Source organism: Streptomyces sp. NBC_00236, assembly GCF_036195045.1.
Lineage (GTDB): Bacteria > Actinomycetota > Actinomycetes > Streptomycetales > Streptomycetaceae > Streptomyces.
Genome location: NZ_CP108100.1, coordinates 2,855,586 through 2,871,749 on the forward strand (window position 1 = coordinate 2,855,586; position 16,164 = coordinate 2,871,749).

Genomic DNA, 16,164 nt, shown 5'->3' on the forward strand with positions numbered 1-16,164 from the left:
GCGTCGTGTCACGCGAAGAGTCGCCGCCAGGTCTCCGGACCCGGATAGCCGTCGGCCTCCGTGCCCCGCCAGCCCTGGGCCTTCTGGAAGGCCTCGACATTGCGTCGGTCCGCCTCGGTCCACCGAGAGCCGGGGCCCGACAGGTAGTACTTGCCGTATCCCTTCTTCACCAACTGTTTGCCGAGCTTGTCGACATGGCTGTTGGACTGACCCGGCCGGAAATAGCCCCGTCCCGGGAAGGCCGGGACCGCGGTGGAGCCGCCGGGCCCGGCCGAGCCGCCCGCGGCGGGGATGTCATGGCCGATTCCGTTCACCAGCAGGCGCCAGGTGTGGGGGCCGGGGATGCCGTCGGCCTCCTTGCCCTTCCAGCCCTGGGCCTTCTGGAACGCCTGGGTGGCCAGCCGGTCGGCGCTGCCCCAGGCAGGACCGGGGCCGACCTTGTAGAAGCGCTTGCCGCCCCGGTCGACGAGCATCTTGCCGAGCCGGGTGACGTAGTCGTTCTTCGCGCCGGCGCCGAACTTCGAGGCACCCGGGAACTGTGTCTTCGACGAGCCGCTGCCACCGCTCCCGCTCGTCAGCCCCTTGTAGCGGTAGGCGACGTAGCTGCCCGAGTTGGTCCAGTACGCCATGGGCGTCGTCTGCTTGCGGGTGTGCGGTTTGGTCTGCTCGTACGCCGTGTAGTGGGTGTGCGTGTAGTCGGTCCAGCCGCCGAAGATCGTGACGTGCGAGCCCTTCCCGGGGTCGGCCGGGTTGTGGAAGAGCAGGATGTCGCCGGGCTGCAGTTCCTCCCGGGCGATGCGCGTCCCGTACGTGGCGAGGCTGCCGGTCCATTCGTTGCCGGGCAGGTTCCAGGCCATCGACACATAGCCGGAGCAGTCCTGGCGGTACCCGTCCGACCAGTACTTCGTCATGCTGTACGGAACCTGCGCGGTGACCCACTTCTTCGCGCGGTTGATGATGTCGGCCCGGGTGGTCGCGCGCAGCGTGGACGTCGAGGCCTGGGACGCCGGTGGTCCGGAGGCCCCCGCGCCCTGCAGCGGTCCCGGTCCGCCCTGTGGGCTGTCCGGTCCCGGCTCGGCGGGTCCGTCGGCCGCGTCGGCCGCCGGGCCCGGGTCCGTCACCGGGGCCGGGTCGGCCGCCGCGCCGGCGGCTTCCGCGAGACCGGAGCCCAGCACCACACCGGCGGCGGTGACCAGCACCATCGCGCGCCGCGCGCCGTGCGCGGCCGGGTGCCCTCCGTACCGCGTCGGCAGTCCGGCGGCAGCGGTGCGCCGCTGGACGGCGCATCCCGCACAGGTGCAGTCGATAGCGGGTACGTACTCCTCGAAGGCCGGCACAGTCATGCGATTCCCTCCGCACTCGTCAAGATCTTTGGGCGCATCTGTACGGGCGTCAGTGTCTCAACTCTCCTGACATATCGCATTTTGACGGATAGAAGAGAAAAAACGACCATCCGACAGGCCGTGACGGAGGGGAAATGGTCAGGAGCACGGCCGGAGATCGGGTAGAGTTCTCCAGGTCAGCAGGCGCCGCTAGCTCAGTTGGTTAGAGCAGCTGACTCTTAATCAGCGGGTCCGGGGTTCGAGTCCCTGGCGGCGCACGCAGAGTCAAGGCCCCCTCACCACGCGTGAGGGGGCCTTGTTCGTTCCCGCGCCCCCCACCACCCCTCGCGCGAGCGCCTCCTCGCCACCCTCCGCGCACGCGCCACTCGTCGCACACTTTGCTCACGCACAGCTCACGCATGCCCGACAGACGGCCATCACCCGGCACCCCGACGGCGCGAGGGCCTCTCGCTCACACCCCCATACGCCCTCACACCACCTCTTCACAAGAGCCCCACAAATCGCGCGTATGAGCGGGTAATAACCCCTTTCGCCCTTGCGGTCACGGCTGGGGTCGGCCAGTCTGTCTGGGAGTCGTCGGTGCCAACCGCGCCGATGAGACGCATAGTTGGGGGAATCGGAGAGCAGGATTCCGGTTGTGTTCGATGCAAGGGGGAGGCATCGTGCACAAGCAAACGCCGAAGAGGCATCATGCAACCGGAAGGATGCCGTTCCTTGTCTCACGAACGGTGACCCGCCACTGAGCCGTCGGCCGCGTTCCAGGGGGACACGCGGAGGACGAGACGAAACGACCGAGCGACCACGCAGCCCCGCCTGCGTGCAGGGGGATGACCCATGACGTCGACGCCGCCAGGCGCCCGGCAGGACCACGACCCGTCCCGGACGACACAGCTTCGGATACCCCCGCAGCTACGGACCGGGGGCCAGCGGCGGCGACAGAAGAAAGCGCTGCCACGGTACGACTACGAGCACTACAGCCGGCTCGCCGGGCCTCTGACCCAGCCCGACCCCACGCGGCCGTACACCGTGAAATACCGCTCGCTCCTCTCCCAGGAGCCCCACCGGATACGTGCGGCCCTCCTGCTGGGGGCCGCCCCGCTCGTCTCGCTCGGCCTCTTCGCCTGGCTGATACAGCCCGAGCACTGGACACAGCGCGATCCGAACCTCAAGAACGACACGCTGCTGATCCTCGACATCGTGATGCTGGTCTCGATCGGCCTGATCGAGCTCTTCCGCACCCTGAACGTCCTCTCCAACGCGCACGCCACGCTGGTGGCGCGCGATCCGGTCCCGGTCGTGCCGGAGACCGGCACCCGGGTCGCCTTCCTCACCTCCTTCGTCCCGGGCAAGGAGCCCCTGGAGATGGTGACGAAGACCCTGGAGGCCGCCGTCCGCATCCGCCACCGCGGGCTGATGCACGTCTGGCTCCTCGACGAGGGCGACGACCCCGCGGTGAAGGAGGTCTGCCTGCGGCTCGGCGTGCACCACTTCTCCCGCAAGGGCGTGGCGCACTGGAACCAGGCCAAGGGCCCGCACCGGGCGAAGACCAAGCACGGCAACTACAACGCCTGGCTCGACGCCCACGGTGACGCGTACGACTTCTTCGCATCGGTCGACACCGACCATGTCCCGATGCCGAACTATCTGGAGCGGATGCTCGGCTACTTCCGCGACCCGGACGTCGGCTTCGTCATCGGCCCGCAGGTCTACGGCAACTACGACAGCTTCGTCACCAAGGCCGCCGAGTCGCAGCAGTTTCTCTTCCACGCGCTGATCCAGCGCGCCGGCAACCGCTACGGCGCCCCGATGTTCGTCGGCACCAGCAACGCGGTGCGCATCAGTGCCCTCAAGCAGATCGGCGGTCTGTACGACTCGATCACCGAGGACATGGCGACCGGCTTCGAGATGCACCGCGCCCGCAACCCGCACACCGGCCGCAAGTGGCGCTCGGTGTACACCCCGGACGTGCTGGCCGTGGGCGAGGGACCGACCGCGTGGACGGACTTCTTCACCCAGCAGCTGCGCTGGTCGCGGGGCACGTACGAGACGATCCTCAAGCAGTACTGGAAGGGCTTCTTCTCGCTGCCCGCGGGCAAGCTCTTCAACTACACGATGATGATCATCTTCTACCCGATGTCCGCGATGAACTGGATCCTCGCGGCCCTCAGTTGCGCGCTGTTCCTGGGCATGGGCGCCTCCGGTGTGCAGATCGACCCGACCGTCTGGATGATGCTGTACGGCAACGCATCGGCCCTCCAGATCGGCCTGTACATCTGGAACCGCCGGCACAACGTCTCACCGCACGAGCCCGAGGGTTCCGGCGGTCTCGCCGGCATGATGATGTCCGCGCTCTCCGCGCCGATCTACGCACGGTCCCTGATGGACGCCGTGCTGCGCCGCAAGAGCTCCTTCGTCGTGACGCCCAAGGGCGACTCGTCGAGTCCGGACACCCTCTTCGGGACCTTCCGCATCCACCTCTTCTTCATCCTGGTCTTCGCCGGCTCCATCGTGGCCTCCTTCGCCCTCGGCCACAGCCACCCGGCGATGCTCACCTGGGCCGCGCTGGCGCTGCTGATCACCGCGGCGCCGATCTTCGGCTGGCGGTACACGATGCGGGCCGAGAAGAAGAAGCGCCGCGCGGGGCCGCCGCCGCCGAGCGGACCACCCGCCCACGGCCGGCAGGAGAAGCCTCACTGGGCCGGCGACGAACAGACCATGCAGATCGCCCTTGGGGGACGTAAACAATGAAGTACCGTCCGAGCCGCCGTACCCGCCGCATGGCGATCACTACGGCGGTGGTTCTCGCGCTCGCGGGAGCGAACGGGCCGTGGCTGTACCGCGTCAGCACCGAGCGCTACCACGATTACAAGATCAACCAGGCGAGCTACAAGGCGGCCAACGGCCACTGGGACTTCCTGGACATCCCCTCCGAGTTCCGGATCAACACGATCCACGCGGCGCTGCTGCACACCGGCAAGGTGCTGCTCGTCGCGGGCTCGGGCAACAACCAGAAGAACTTCGACGCGAAGAGCTTCCGGTCGGTGCTGTGGGACCCGGAGACCAACGCCTTCAAGAACATCCCCACGCCCAAGGACATGTTCTGCGCCGGTCACACCCAACTGCCCGACGGCAAGCTGCTCATAGCCGGCGGCACCAAGCAGTACGAGAAGCTCAAGGGTGACGTCACCAAGGCCGGCGGCCTGATGATCGTCCACAACGAGGACCCGGACAAGCCGATCACGCTGCCCGCGGGCACCCGGTTCACCGGCAAGGAGAACGGCAAGACCTTCGTCACGAAGGACCCCGTGCTGGTGGAGAAGGCGACCAAGGTCTTCGACAAGAACACCGGCGCCTTCCTGCGCAACGACCCCGGCCTCGGCCGGATCTACGTCGAGGCGCAGAAGTCCGGTACGAAGTACGAGACGGGCACCGAGGACAACTACCGAATAGCGGGTCTGTCCGGCTCCGACACCCGCAACGTCTACGGGATCGCCCAGAAGCTCGCCATGGACAAGAAGGACTTCCAGGGCATCCGGGAGGCCTTCGAGTTCGACCCGGTGGCGGAGAAGTACATCACCGTCGACCCGATGAACGAGGCCCGCTGGTACCCGACGCTCACCACGCTGGAGGACGGCAAGGTCCTCGCCCTGTCCGGCCTGGACGAGATCGGGCAGATCGTCCCCGGCAAGGACGAGATCTACGATCCCGAGACCAAGGAGTGGGAGTACACCGGCATCGTCCGGAAGTTCCCCACCTATCCGGCGATCTTCCTGATGAACAACGGCAAGCTCTTCTACTCCGGCTCGAACGCGGGGTACGGGCCGGCCACCGTCGGCCGCGACCCCGGCGTCTGGGACCTGGCGACGAACAGGTTCACCAAGATCCCCGGCCTGAGCGACCCGGACAAGATGGAGACCTCGGCGACCGTACGGCTGCCTCCGGCCCAGGACGAGAAGTTCATGGTGATCGGCGGGGGCGGCGTCGGCGAGTCCGACAAGTCCAGCGAGAAGTCCCGGCTGGTCGACCTCAAGGACGCAGATCCGAGGTTCAAGGACGGCGCCTCGCTGGACGAGGGCACGCGCTACCCGAGCGCGTCCCTGCTGCCCGACGACTCCCTGCTGGTCACCGGCGGCTCCAACGACTACCGCGGGCGCGGCGGTTCCGACGTGCTGCAGGCGCGGCTGTACGACGCGAAGTCGGACACGTACCAGCGGGTCGCCGACCCGGCGGTCGGCCGCAACTACCACTCGGGGTCCGTGCTGCTGCCCGACGGCCGGGTCATGATCTTCGGGTCCGACTCGCTCTACTCCGACAAGGCCAACACCCGGCCCGGCGTCTTCGAGCAGCGCATCGAGATCTACACCCCGCCCTACCTGTACCGCGACTCTCGGCCCGAGCTGACCGCCGGACCGAAGAAGATCGAGCGCGGGAAGACGGCGGTGTTCACCACCAACCAGGCCTCGTCCATCAGGTCGGCGAAGCTGATGCGGCCGAGCGCGGTCACCCACGTCACCGACACCGACCAGCGCTCGGTGGCTCTGGACCTGAAGCGGAAGGACGGCGAGATCTCGGTGACGGTGCCGGGGAACCGGGCGCTGGTGCCGTCGGGCTGGTACATGCTGTTCGTCACCGACGACAAGGGCACGCCGTCCGAGGGGACGTGGGTGGAGGTGCCGTAGGCGTCGTCTCCCGCGGCACCGGACCGGACCCTCCTAGTCGGTGCCGCGGGCCAGCCCCAGCGCGTACTCGGGCCACCACGCGCCCGCCTTCGGGCCGCCCCGGCAGTCGCCGTCGGACTCGCCCGGCCGCTTGATCCAGAGGTACGCGTCGACCAGCTCGTCGCCCGTGGACGTCGTCGGCGTCTCACCGAGGGCCCGGCCCGGCGGGTTGCACCAGTTCTCCTCGGGGGCGCCGCCGGTGTACGGGCCGTTGCCGTTGCGGCTGGTGTCGATCACGAACGGCTTGTTGCCGACCTTCGCCGACAGCCGCTTGCCGAAGTCCTTGCTGACCGCGGTGGTCTGGAAGTTGGAGACGTTGACCGCGAAGCCGTCGGCCGCGCCCAGACCCGCCTGCTGGAGCGGCTGGAACAGCGCGTCCGGGGTGTGCCAGCCGGCGTTGCCCGCATCCAGGTAGACCTTGGTGCCCGGCAGCTGCTTGAGCCGCTCCACCGCACCCTTGAGGAGGTCGTAGCGCTCCTCGTGGAACTCCTGCGGGGTGCACCCGTCGACCAGGTGCAGCACCGCGTCCGGCTCCAGGATCACGGTCGCGCCCCGGTCGCCGATGCCCCGGGCCACACTGTCCAGCCAGGCGCGGTACGCGTCTCCGTCGGCGGCGCCGCCCTTGGAGAACTGGCCGCAGTCGCGGTGCGGGATGTTGTAGAGGACCAGCAGCGCCTCCCGGTCGGCCTTCTCGGCCGCCTCCGTGAAGCCCTTCGCCTCGGCCTCCGGATCGTCCGTGCCGATCCACTCTCCGACCGGCTGCCGCGCGATCCGGCGGATCAGGGCGGCGTCCTTCTCCTTGCCGTCCTCGGTGTAGCGGGCGACCTGCCGGGCGGCGTTCCCGTCGGGGTTGACCCAGTACGGGTCGGCGTCCTTGGGCTGCTGACCGATGGCCGCCGGCTCCCTGCCCCCGGATCCGTCCTCACGGCCGCCGTCACCGGAAGAACCGCATCCCGCGAGCAGCAGCACGGCGCCTGCCGCGGCCACGCCCACCCCTCGCATGCCGAACCGGCCGTTGTGACTGCCGTACATCCACTCCCCCTCAGGTGCGACGGCGGTGCTGTCGCATCGCCGTCCATCCTGGCACAGCGCCCGGGACCGGCCCGGGCCCTCACGACTTCGTCGAAGAGCTGTTACGGCCTGGTGCACGACAGAGAGCGGATCAGCGAGCGGCGTCATGCGGCTTCGAATCCAAGGCGGAGGAGGGAAGCGACGCGGAGCGTCGTTGACTGACGACAACGCCGGAGGCGGAGTCGCAGGGCGTCGGGAGCCCGCTCGCTATCGTGCACCAGGCCGTTACGGCGGGTTCACCACGCTCTGCCCCGACTGCCCGCGTGCGGAGGGTGACCGGTTATCGACGTAACGTCAGAAAGCGGCTGGGTTCGGGGAGTTCGTGCCCCTACAGTGGGGCGTGCGGCGGACCGGACGCCACCGACCTCCCGTGTCCGCGCCGGGCCACTCCCGCGGCCCGCGCCCCGCGGTCGAGGACCGGCCCGGCCGGCGCCCGGAGAACCGGGCAGCCGGCCGGGCCGGATACCGGCCGGTCAGCCGCCGGCCGGCGCGCCCGCCTTGCCGACGGCCTCCTTCTCCGCCTCGGCCCGCACCTTCTCCCGGGATTTCTCGCCCGTGAGGTAGGCCGAGACGACGACGTTCGCCGTGTACGACTCCGACGCACGGTCGTACGTGCCGCCGCAGGTGATCAGCCGGAGCTCGGCCCGGCCGTCCTCGCGGGGACCGTAGGCCTTCTGCGCGTTGAAGCGTTCCCGGGTGAAGACCTGGACGTCGTCGATGGTGAACTCGGCGACGCTGCCGTCGGCCCGGGTCACCTCGACCTCGGCGCCGGGGCGGGCCGCGCTGAGCCCGTAGAAGACGGCCGGCTTGGTCGCGGTGTCGACATGGCCGACGAAGAGGGCCGGTCCCTTGGCGCCGGGCTCGGTGCCGGCCCCGTACCAGCCGACCGTCCGGGGCGTTTCGAAGGACGGCGGTTCGATCGCCCCGTCCTCGTCCAGGCCCCGGGAGACGACGGGGGCCCGGATCCCGAGCGACGGGATCTCGACGCTCTTCGGCGCGACGCCCTCGATCGGGTCGTGGGCCGGGGGCAGCGGTACACCGAGGGGGCGCCCGACCGCGGCGACGTCGCCGGTGGTCGGTGCGGAGCTGGCGCCGGAGCCGCCGGTGATGCCGCGGCCCCAGAGCCACAGACCCAGCAGGAGCACGGCCCAGGCCACTCCGGTGAGCAGCCTGCCGTGTCCCGCCGAGTGGTCCGAGGCGGACACGTCAGTCGGTGGCCGGGCGGCGGCGGCGCACGCTGCGGAAGGCCACGGCGACGGCGGCGACGGCGGCCAGGGCGAGGCCGACCACGGCGTGCACGGTGCCGGGTCCGTCCTGCTGGGCGGCGGCCTGGTCGGCGGCGAGCACGGCGGTGCCTCCGCCGCCCGCACGGACGGGGGCGACGGGCATGGGCCGGTTGCGGTGGACGACGGTCAGCACGGCGGACGCCTTGAGGTGCTTGTCGCCCTTGCAGACGACCTGGACGTCGTAGTCGCCGGGCTCGGCGTCCGAGCGGACCCGGGCCTCGGCGAACAGCGTCCGGTCGCCGCCGGGCGAGAAGCGCGCCTCGGAGACGAAGGCGTCGGAGCTGCCCTTGGCCTCCTTGCCCTTGCAGCCGTCGACCTCCAGGTCGACCTCGCCGCCCGGGGAGACGGAGGAAGGGGAGAGCGTGAGGGTGGCCCGGGACCGCGAGTCCTCGTGGTCCGAGTCGGAATTGGCCAGTGCGACGGACGCGGGCATCAGGGTCGCCGCGGCCACCGCGGCGGCACAGAACGTGAGCGGTATGGAACGCATCGTGAACCTCCTGATGGAAGGTTCACGCGTGCCGGAGCTTTCCGCATCCGCAGGGCCGGACGGCTGGGCCGGTGGAGTGCGGGGCGGCGGGCCCACCGGCCCGCTCCCCCGCACCCCGCCGGGTCAGCCGGCGTCGATCAGGCCGACCAGATCGGCGATGGAGTCGACGACCGTGGACGGCCGGAACGGGTACTTGTCGATGTCCGCCACCGTAGTGAGTCCGGTCAGCACCAGGAAGGTCTGCATGCCCGCCTCCAGACCGGCGAGCACATCGGTGTCCATCCGGTCGCCGATCATGGCGCTGGACTCGGAGTGGGCGCCGATCGCGTTGAGCCCGGTGCGCATCATCAGCGGGTTGGGCTTGCCCGCGAAGTAGGGGGCCTTGCCGGTCGCCTTGGTGATGAGTGCGGCGACGGAGCCCGTGGCGGGCAGCGGGCCCTCGGCGGACGGGCCGGTCTCGTCCGGGTTGGTGCAGATGAAGCGCGCCCCGTTGTTGATCAGCCGGATCGCCTTCGTGAGCGCCTCGAAGGAGTACGTACGCGTCTCGCCGAGGACCACGTAGTCGGGCTCGTGGTCGGTGAGGACGTAGCCGATGTCGTGCAGCGCGGTCGTGAGCCCGGCCTCGCCGATGACGTAGGCCGTGCCGCCGGGCCGCTGGTCGTCCAGGAACTGGGCGGTGGCGAGTGCGGAGGTCCAGATGTTCTCGACGGGGACGTCGAGGCCCATGCGGCTGAGCCGGGCGTGCAGGTCCCGGGCGGTGTAGATGGAGTTGTTGGTGAGGACCAGGAAGGGCAGCCCCGAGTCCCGCAGCCGCTTGATGAAGGCATCCGCGCCGGGGATCGGAGTCCCCTCGTGGATGAGGACTCCGTCCATGTCGGTGAGCCAGGACGAGATCGGCTTGCGCTCTGCCATGTGGGACTCCAGTTGCCGTACGCCAGGTGCGGGGACGCCGGCGGCACCGCGTTGTGCAGCGCCGACGGCTCCGATTTTAGGCGGTTCGTTCGACCGGAGATACAGCCTGATCATGGTGAGGGCGGGAACGTTGCCGCCGCGGACGGATCGGGGGCGATGCGGCCGTGCTCCGGGATGCCGGAGCGGGTCGATGCGCCGGTGCCCGGTCGTACGGGAAGCCCACCGGTCCCGTCGTGGCGGACGGACATGAACACCGGTGGTCACGGTGCCGGGACGCGGCCGGATGCCACCGCAGGCCTCCGGGGGCGGCGGGCACCAGCGAGACGGCGAAGGTCAGCGGGAGGTGCGGCGCATCCGGCGGGCGCCCAGCACCACGGCGCCGCCGCCGATCAGGAAACCCGCGACGGTCAGGCCCGGCAAGGGAATCGGGACCTGGATCCCGGTCCTGGCGAGTTCCGGCACCCCGGCCGGATCGCGGCCGGGAGCGACGGGGCGCGGGACGGGGCTGGTGTCGGGCCGCCCGGTGAGGCCGTCGTCCTCCTCCGCCTCGCCGGGTACGTCGGTCGTGCCGTCGTCCGTCAGGTCCCCGCTGCCGTCGTCCTCGACCACGGTGAACGGGTAGTCCTCGGACTCGCCGACCCACTCCCCGTCGAGGGCCTCTCCCGTGGAACCGCTGTCGGTGCGCTGTCGCTGGACGATCGCGGCGTTCGCGGTGATCCGGCCGGGGCTGGTGTCGGAGGTGAACGCCAGCCTGACCTGGACGGTGACGGTCCGGCCGGCCGGCACGGTGAAGCCGGGGAAGGAGTCGTCGCCCCCGCCGCCGAAGACGCCGATGTGCTCGTCGCGGTCGGTCGTCTCCCAGCTGACGCGGTGTTCGACGCCGGGGTGGGCGCGCTCGGAGAACTCCAGCTGGATCTGGTCCGAGGTCAGGGCGCGGTCCTCGTCCGTGAGGACCAGGACCGGGTGGATCGCGCGACAGGACTCCGCGGTGGTGTTGGTCAGGTCCAGGAACCAGGTGCCGTAGCCGCCGCCGGAGGCGTAGGTGTCCGGGCCGCCGTGGATCCGGGTGTCGATCGGGAAGTCGGCGGCCTTCGGGCCACCGCAGGCCGGCTGCTGGTCGGCGGAGGTGGCGCCCGGTACGGAGGCGGGGGCGAGGCCGGAGGTCGGGGTGGTGGCCGTGTTGCGTTGAAGGGTGGCGGACGCGGACGCGGGGCCGCCGAGCACGACGGCGGGCATGACGCTCGCGGCGGCCAGCCCGAGCACGAGACCGTGCCGGGGCCGGCTGCCCCCGGGGGGCGGGGACGGCGGGCGTGCCGGGAGGGAGGGTTCGGGGGAAGGATCGGAAGGGGGCGGTGTGGGGGGCATGAGGGGCAGCCTTCACTCGTCGCGGAACACGGCCGGCTCACCCCGGGCCCGGAGTTCACCGGTCTCGGCCGCGACCCTGCCAGGCCCGCCCGGCCCGGCCGCCGCGGACATGCCGCAGGGCCGCCCGGAACGCTCGATCGGCCCAGCCCAGCTCCTTGCGCGGGCATCCGGTGCTGCCTCCGGCACCGTACGGATCACGGGAGGCCGCCCGGTACCGCAGCCCGGAAGCAAGGGACCACCGGCGATGTGTCGCACCACGACCGGGCGATCAGACGACCGCGTTCAGGGCGAAGGGCGTTCCCGCCTGCCCGTAGATGCTGATCCGGTAGTTCCCCGCGTGGTTGGCGTGCTCGCCCATGGCGAACAGCATCAGGACGTTGTTGTTCACGTAGTAGAAGAGGGTGACGCTCGTCTGGAAGTTTCCGGCGCTGGCGTGCAGGACGGGGAATCCGTTGAAGACGTAGGCACCGGTCGGCAATCCGCCACCGTTGAACGCCTGGTTGAGGGCCTGCGTCATGTTCGGGAGCCTGTTGAGCATTCCGACCCGGGTGAGCACGTTGGTCAGGTAGGTCTGCGTCGTGGCCTGGGTCATGGGCCCCGTCTGGCCGGCGCCGTTCGCCCTGAGAATGATCATCGGCATGGGACGTTCCTTTTCGATCGTTCGACACGGACTGACGGCGGCCTCCCCGCTGTCGCGGGTGGACCGCTGCCCGCGCCGCCGCCGGACCGCGCCCCCCATGGAGAGGAGTGCGGCCCGGGGCACCGCTGGTGACGTACCGGATCACGCGGGGGTGGGCAGCGACCTGTCCTGCTGGATCAGCAGGGGCGTGAGCAGGCTCAGGGAATCGACGGGCGTCGTCCAGTTGGGCTTGCTCGGGCCCCAGCCGTGGTCGACGTCGTAGGTGACCTCCCGCTGGGCCGCTCCCGTCAGGTCGATCAGGAGGCCGGGTCCGAAGGCCTGCTCGACGACGGTCGATGTCTCGATGACGGCCGTGGCGAACATCAGGAGGACCTTCTCCACCGGGGTGAAGAAGTCCAGGTTCCTGCCGTGCAGCGGGAACGCGGCCAGCGGTGTGGCCTTCGCCGCCTGTCCCGCGGCCACGTGGTTCAGCTGCGCGAGGCCGGAGGTGAAGGGCCGGACGGTGTCGTTGTCGACCGTGATGTAGCGCGAGGAGTCGGGACTGCCTCCCACCGAGCCGGTGCCGGACACGTTGTCGACGGTCAGGGTCTGCCCGAGGGCGATGTCGTAGCTGTTGATGCCGGTGATCGCTCCCTGGGGGACGATCTCTCTGCGTGACGTGTAGGCCTGGTACTCCTCGTGCCAGGTGATGTCCGTCGTCGTGGCGTAATCGTTGGTGACGAACCAGACCAGCGGCTTGCCGCCGCCGGTGGAGGAGTTGACGGCCTTGAAGCCGTAGAGGTAGAACCCCTCATCGACCAGCCGGTTGGTGGTGTCGTCACTCATGGTGATCGTGATGGCGTACGAGGTGTCGACGGGCACGGGCTTTCCTCTTTCCTGTGGGCCCCGGAATCGCTGCCGGGACAGGGGTGTGGCGGGTGCCGGCCCAGGGGTCGCCCCGGGGCCGGGTGTGTGCGGGTGGGTGAGGGTGCGGGTGGTGCCGCGGGGCGACGGTCGGTCCGTGACGACGCCGTCCTGCTCGTCGTCCGGGATACCGCGTCCACCGGGCGTGCCGGCGCATGGAATCGCAGCCGCCGCACCGGGCCCCGCTCTCTGATCCGGCCTGATCCGAAGAGAGGCTCCGGCCGGAAGAGGAAGGTCCTCTTCCTTCAATGTGCGCTCGGCAGGGCAGTACCAAACGGATACGGCGGGGGTGGTGGACGGCGCCCGAGTCACGTACAGGCACCCGGTCCTCTTGCATTTCCTGGCAGCGATTTCCCGTGCGCCGGAGCCGCTGTTGCCGAGTCGGCGCGCAAGGGCCCGCCGAGGGTGCCATATCGGAGCGCACTGGCCCCTGCGGGTGACGTGTCGGAGCGCGCGGGCCCGCGCCGGTTACCGCGTCATCGCACGTCAGGCCGGTCCGGGTACCGCTCCGCAGCGCGCGGGGCCGTTCGGCGCGCGTCAACCCGACGCCGCGCCCCGCCCACCACCGTCAGCCACGCCCGCCGGAGGGCGCGGCGGGATCCGTCGGCCGGCCGGCTCCCGCGACTCCGCCCGGGTCCCCGTCCGCACCGCCGACCCGCCCGAACAGCGGGGCGAGGATCAGCTGGGCCGCCCCTTCCGCGACGGGCCGCTCCCCGCCGCCCGCGGCGACGACCGGTACGGGCGCCCCGTCGGCCCCGCCCTGCCGGGCCCGCTCGTCGAGCACCGCGCGTACCCCTCGTACGTACGCGTCGGGGTCGGCCGCGACGAGGCGTCCGCCCAGCACCACCCGGTCGATGTCGAGCAGCCCGACCAGGTTGGCGGCGCCGGTCCCGAGCACCCGAGCGGCCTCGGCGACGTCACCCCGGCCGACGGCGGCCAGGCAGAGCGCCTCGATGCAGCCGCGCCCGCCGCAGCTGCACGGGGCGCCGTCCAGCTGGACGGTCTGGTGGCCGAACTCCCCCGCTCCGGTACGGGCCCCGCGGTGCAGCGCCCCGCCGAGCACCAGTCCGGAGCCGAGGCCGGTGCCCAGGTGGAGGTAGGCGAAGTCGGCGGGGTCCGGCGTCTGGAGGGCGAGCCCGAGGGCGGCGGCGTTGGTGTCCTTGTCGATGACGACGGGCAGCCCGGTCCGCGCGGCGAGCTCGTCCCGGAGCGGGTAGCCGTCCCATTGCGGGAACCCGGTGACGCGGTGCAGGACCCCGCCCCGGTGGTCGAGCGGCCCCGGCACGGCGACGCCCACCCCGAGCACCGCCTGCGTCCCGTCGCCCCGCACGGCGGCGACCGCCCCGGCCGCCGCCCCGAGCACCTCGTCCGCCGGGGCGCCGAGGTCCAGCGGGGCCGTACGGCTCGCGGTCACCGTGCCCGCGAGGTCCACGAGCACCACGGTCAGCTCGTCGCGGTCCAGGTGCAGCCCCACCGCATGGGCGGCGTCCGGGACGAGCCGCAGCACCGTGCGCGGCTTGCCGCCCGTCGAGGCGCGGTGCCCGGCCTCGACGGCCAGGTCCTCGGCGCGCAGCCGGGCGGTGATCTTGCTGACGGCCTGCGGGGTGAGCCCGGTCCGCCCGGCGAGTTCGAGCCGGCTGATGCCGCGCTCGCCCGCCGCCCGCAGCAGGTCGAGCACGAGCGCCGCGTTGTGGCTGCGCAGTGTCGGCAGGTTCGCGCCGCTGTTACTCCTGTTCACGGACCCATTGTCTCCCGCGCTTGCACTTTGGCAACAGCGTTGCCAAAGTGGAAGGCATGACTGCCCACGTGACTCACGAGACCTCCGGATCGTCCGGGACCCCCCTGCGCGTCGGACTCGTCGGCTACGGCCTGGCGGGTTCCGTCTTCCACGCCCCGCTGATCGCCGCCACCGAGGGCCTCGTCCTGGACACGGTCGTCACGTCGAACGAGGAGCGCCGGAAGCAGGCCCGCGCCGAGTTCCCCGAGGTGCGGTTCGCCGCCTCGCCGGACGAGCTGTGGGCGCGGGCGGACGAGCTCGACCTGATCGTGATCGCGTCGCCGAACAAGACCCACGTCCCGCTCGCGACGGCCGCGCTGAAGGCCGGTCTGCCGGTGGTCGTGGACAAGCCGGTCGCCGGTACGGCCGCCGAGGCCCGGGAGCTGGCGGCCCTGGCCGAGGAGCGCGGTCTGCTGCTGTCGGTCTTCCAGAACCGCCGCTGGGACAACGACTTCCTCACCCTGCGCTCGCTCGTCACGAACGGTGAGCTGGGCGAGGTGCAGCGCTTCGAGTCGCGCTTCGAGCGATGGCGCCCGCAGCCGAAGGGCGGCTGGCGCGAGTCGGGCGATCCGCAGGAGATCGGCGGGCTGCTGTACGACCTGGGCAGCCATGTCGTCGACCAGGCGCTGGTCCTGTTCGGCCCGGCGGCCCAGGTGTACGCGGAGTCGGACGTGCGCCGCCCGGGAGCGGCCGCCGACGACGACACGTTCCTGGCGATCACCCACACCAGCGGGGTCCGCTCGCACCTGTACGTCAGCGCGACGACGGCCCAGCTCGGCCCGCGTTTCCGGGTGCTCGGGTCGACCGCCGGGTACGTCAAGTACGGCCTCGACCCCCAGGAGGCGGCCCTGCGCGAGGGCACGCGTCCGTCGGCCCAGGTGCCGTGGGGTGTGGAGGACGAGGCGCTGTGGGGACGGCTCGGTTCGGGCGAGTCCCCGCTCACGGGCGGCGGCACCCCGGTGCGTACGCTGCCGGGCGACTACCCCGCGTACTACGCGGCGGTCGCCGACGCGCTGCGCGGCAAGGGCGAGAATCCGGTGACCGCCCTCCAGGCCGCCGCCGCGCTGGATGTCCTGGAGGCCGCCCGCCGCTCGGCCCGCGACGGGGTCACGGTCGCCCTGCCCCCGGCCTCCGCCTCCGTGTCCGCCACCGCTCACGCCACCGAGGAGCAGTCCGCATGAACCCCACCGCTCCGACCATCTCCGAGCTGATCGCCCAGGAGCGCCGGCTGACGCTGCCGCATTTCGGCTACGACGACGCGTACGCGCTGGGCGGTCTGCTCGTCGCCCTGGCCCGGGAACGGCACGCCCCGGTCGCGATCGACATCCGGCGCGGGGCCCAGCAGCTGTTCCATGCCGCGCTGCCCGGTTCGAGCGCGGACAACGACGCGTGGATCGACCGCAAGCGCAAGGTCGTCGAACGGTACGGCGAGAGCTCGTACCTGGTCGGGACACGGTTCCGGGCCAAGGGGACGACCTTCGACGAGGCCTCGCGCCTGGACCCGGACACGTACGCCGCACACGGCGGCTCGTTCCCGATCGCGGTCGAGGGCGCGGGCGTCATCGGCTCGGTCACGGTGTCGGGCCTGCCCCAGGCGGAGGACCACGCGCTGGTGGTCGAGGCACTGGAGCAGTTCGCGACGAAGATCAGCGACTGACCGGT

At 71.1% G+C, this 16,164-nt stretch carries 13 protein-coding genes and 1 tRNA gene; 5 read left to right on the top strand and 9 right to left on the bottom strand.

Features of this window, described 5'->3' with window-relative positions; all coding sequences use genetic code 11:
• Positions 1 to 8: 8 nt before the first annotated feature.
• Positions 9 to 1,343, bottom strand: a complete 1,335-nt coding sequence (locus OG446_RS12765) for a peptidoglycan-binding protein (protein WP_328894145.1) — start codon at positions 1,341 to 1,343, stop codon at positions 9 to 11.
• Between the two features lie 183 nt (positions 1,344 to 1,526).
• Between OG446_RS12765 and OG446_RS12770 the strand changes: the two genes are divergently transcribed.
• The 3 genes from OG446_RS12770 (at position 1,527) to OG446_RS12780 (ending at position 6,022) form a co-directional block, all read left to right on the top strand.
• Positions 1,527 to 1,600 (top strand) — tRNA-Lys (locus OG446_RS12770).
• Between the two features lie 577 nt (positions 1,601 to 2,177).
• Entirely contained in the window at positions 2,178 to 4,091 is a 1,914-nt protein-coding gene (locus OG446_RS12775) for a glycosyltransferase family 2 protein (RefSeq protein ID WP_328894146.1), read from the top strand.
• Entirely contained in the window at positions 4,088 to 6,022 is a 1,935-nt protein-coding gene (locus OG446_RS12780) for a galactose oxidase-like domain-containing protein (RefSeq protein ID WP_328894147.1), read from the top strand. Before OG446_RS12775 ends, OG446_RS12780 begins: the two co-directional genes overlap by 4 nt.
• A gap of 33 nt (positions 6,023 to 6,055) precedes the next feature.
• Here OG446_RS12780 and OG446_RS12785 read toward each other — a convergent pair whose 3' ends face one another.
• From OG446_RS12785 to OG446_RS12820, 8 genes are all read right to left on the bottom strand, one after another.
• Positions 6,056 to 7,093 carry a glycoside hydrolase family 6 protein gene (locus OG446_RS12785; RefSeq protein ID WP_328894148.1) on the bottom strand — a complete coding sequence of 346 codons (1,038 nt, stop codon included), beginning with the start codon at positions 7,091 to 7,093 and terminating at the stop codon, positions 6,056 to 6,058.
• Positions 7,094 to 7,605: 512 nt separating this feature from the next.
• A complete protein-coding gene (locus OG446_RS12790) occupies positions 7,606 to 8,337 on the bottom strand; it encodes a class F sortase (protein ID WP_328894149.1) in 732 nt (243 codons plus the stop codon).
• A gap of 1 nt (position 8,338) precedes the next feature.
• Positions 8,339 to 8,905: a hypothetical protein gene (locus OG446_RS12795; RefSeq protein ID WP_328894150.1), complete on the bottom strand. Its 567-nt coding sequence runs from the start codon at positions 8,903 to 8,905 to the stop codon at positions 8,339 to 8,341.
• Between the two features lie 123 nt (positions 8,906 to 9,028).
• Entirely contained in the window at positions 9,029 to 9,817 is a 789-nt protein-coding gene (locus OG446_RS12800; protein ID WP_328894151.1) for an HAD-IIA family hydrolase, read from the bottom strand.
• Between the two features lie 333 nt (positions 9,818 to 10,150).
• Complete coding sequence (locus OG446_RS12805) at positions 10,151 to 11,182, bottom strand: hypothetical protein (RefSeq protein WP_328894152.1); 1,032 nt, start codon at positions 11,180 to 11,182, stop codon at positions 10,151 to 10,153.
• 268 nt (positions 11,183 to 11,450) lie between these two features.
• Positions 11,451 to 11,822: a hypothetical protein gene (locus OG446_RS12810; protein ID WP_328894153.1), complete on the bottom strand. Its 372-nt coding sequence runs from the start codon at positions 11,820 to 11,822 to the stop codon at positions 11,451 to 11,453.
• Positions 11,823 to 11,963: 141 nt separating this feature from the next.
• Entirely contained in the window at positions 11,964 to 12,683 is a 720-nt protein-coding gene (locus OG446_RS12815) for a hypothetical protein (RefSeq protein ID WP_328894154.1), read from the bottom strand.
• Positions 12,684 to 13,293: 610 nt separating this feature from the next.
• The gene (locus OG446_RS12820; RefSeq protein WP_328894155.1) at positions 13,294 to 14,463 is read right to left on the bottom strand and encodes an ROK family transcriptional regulator; all 1,170 of its coding nucleotides are present in this window, start codon (positions 14,461 to 14,463) and stop codon (positions 13,294 to 13,296) included.
• A 56-nt stretch (positions 14,464 to 14,519) separates the two neighbouring features.
• On the opposite strand from OG446_RS12820, the gene OG446_RS12825 reads away from it, so the two are divergent.
• Both OG446_RS12825 and OG446_RS12830 read left to right on the top strand, forming a co-directional pair.
• Positions 14,520 to 15,683: a Gfo/Idh/MocA family oxidoreductase gene (locus OG446_RS12825; protein ID WP_328894156.1), complete on the top strand. Its 1,164-nt coding sequence runs from the start codon at positions 14,520 to 14,522 to the stop codon at positions 15,681 to 15,683.
• Positions 15,680 to 16,159 (top strand): heme-degrading domain-containing protein, encoded by a 480-nt coding sequence (locus tag OG446_RS12830; RefSeq protein WP_148018858.1) that lies wholly within the window; start codon positions 15,680 to 15,682, stop codon positions 16,157 to 16,159. Before OG446_RS12825 ends, OG446_RS12830 begins: the two co-directional genes overlap by 4 nt.
• Positions 16,160 to 16,164: the final 5 nt, after the last annotated feature.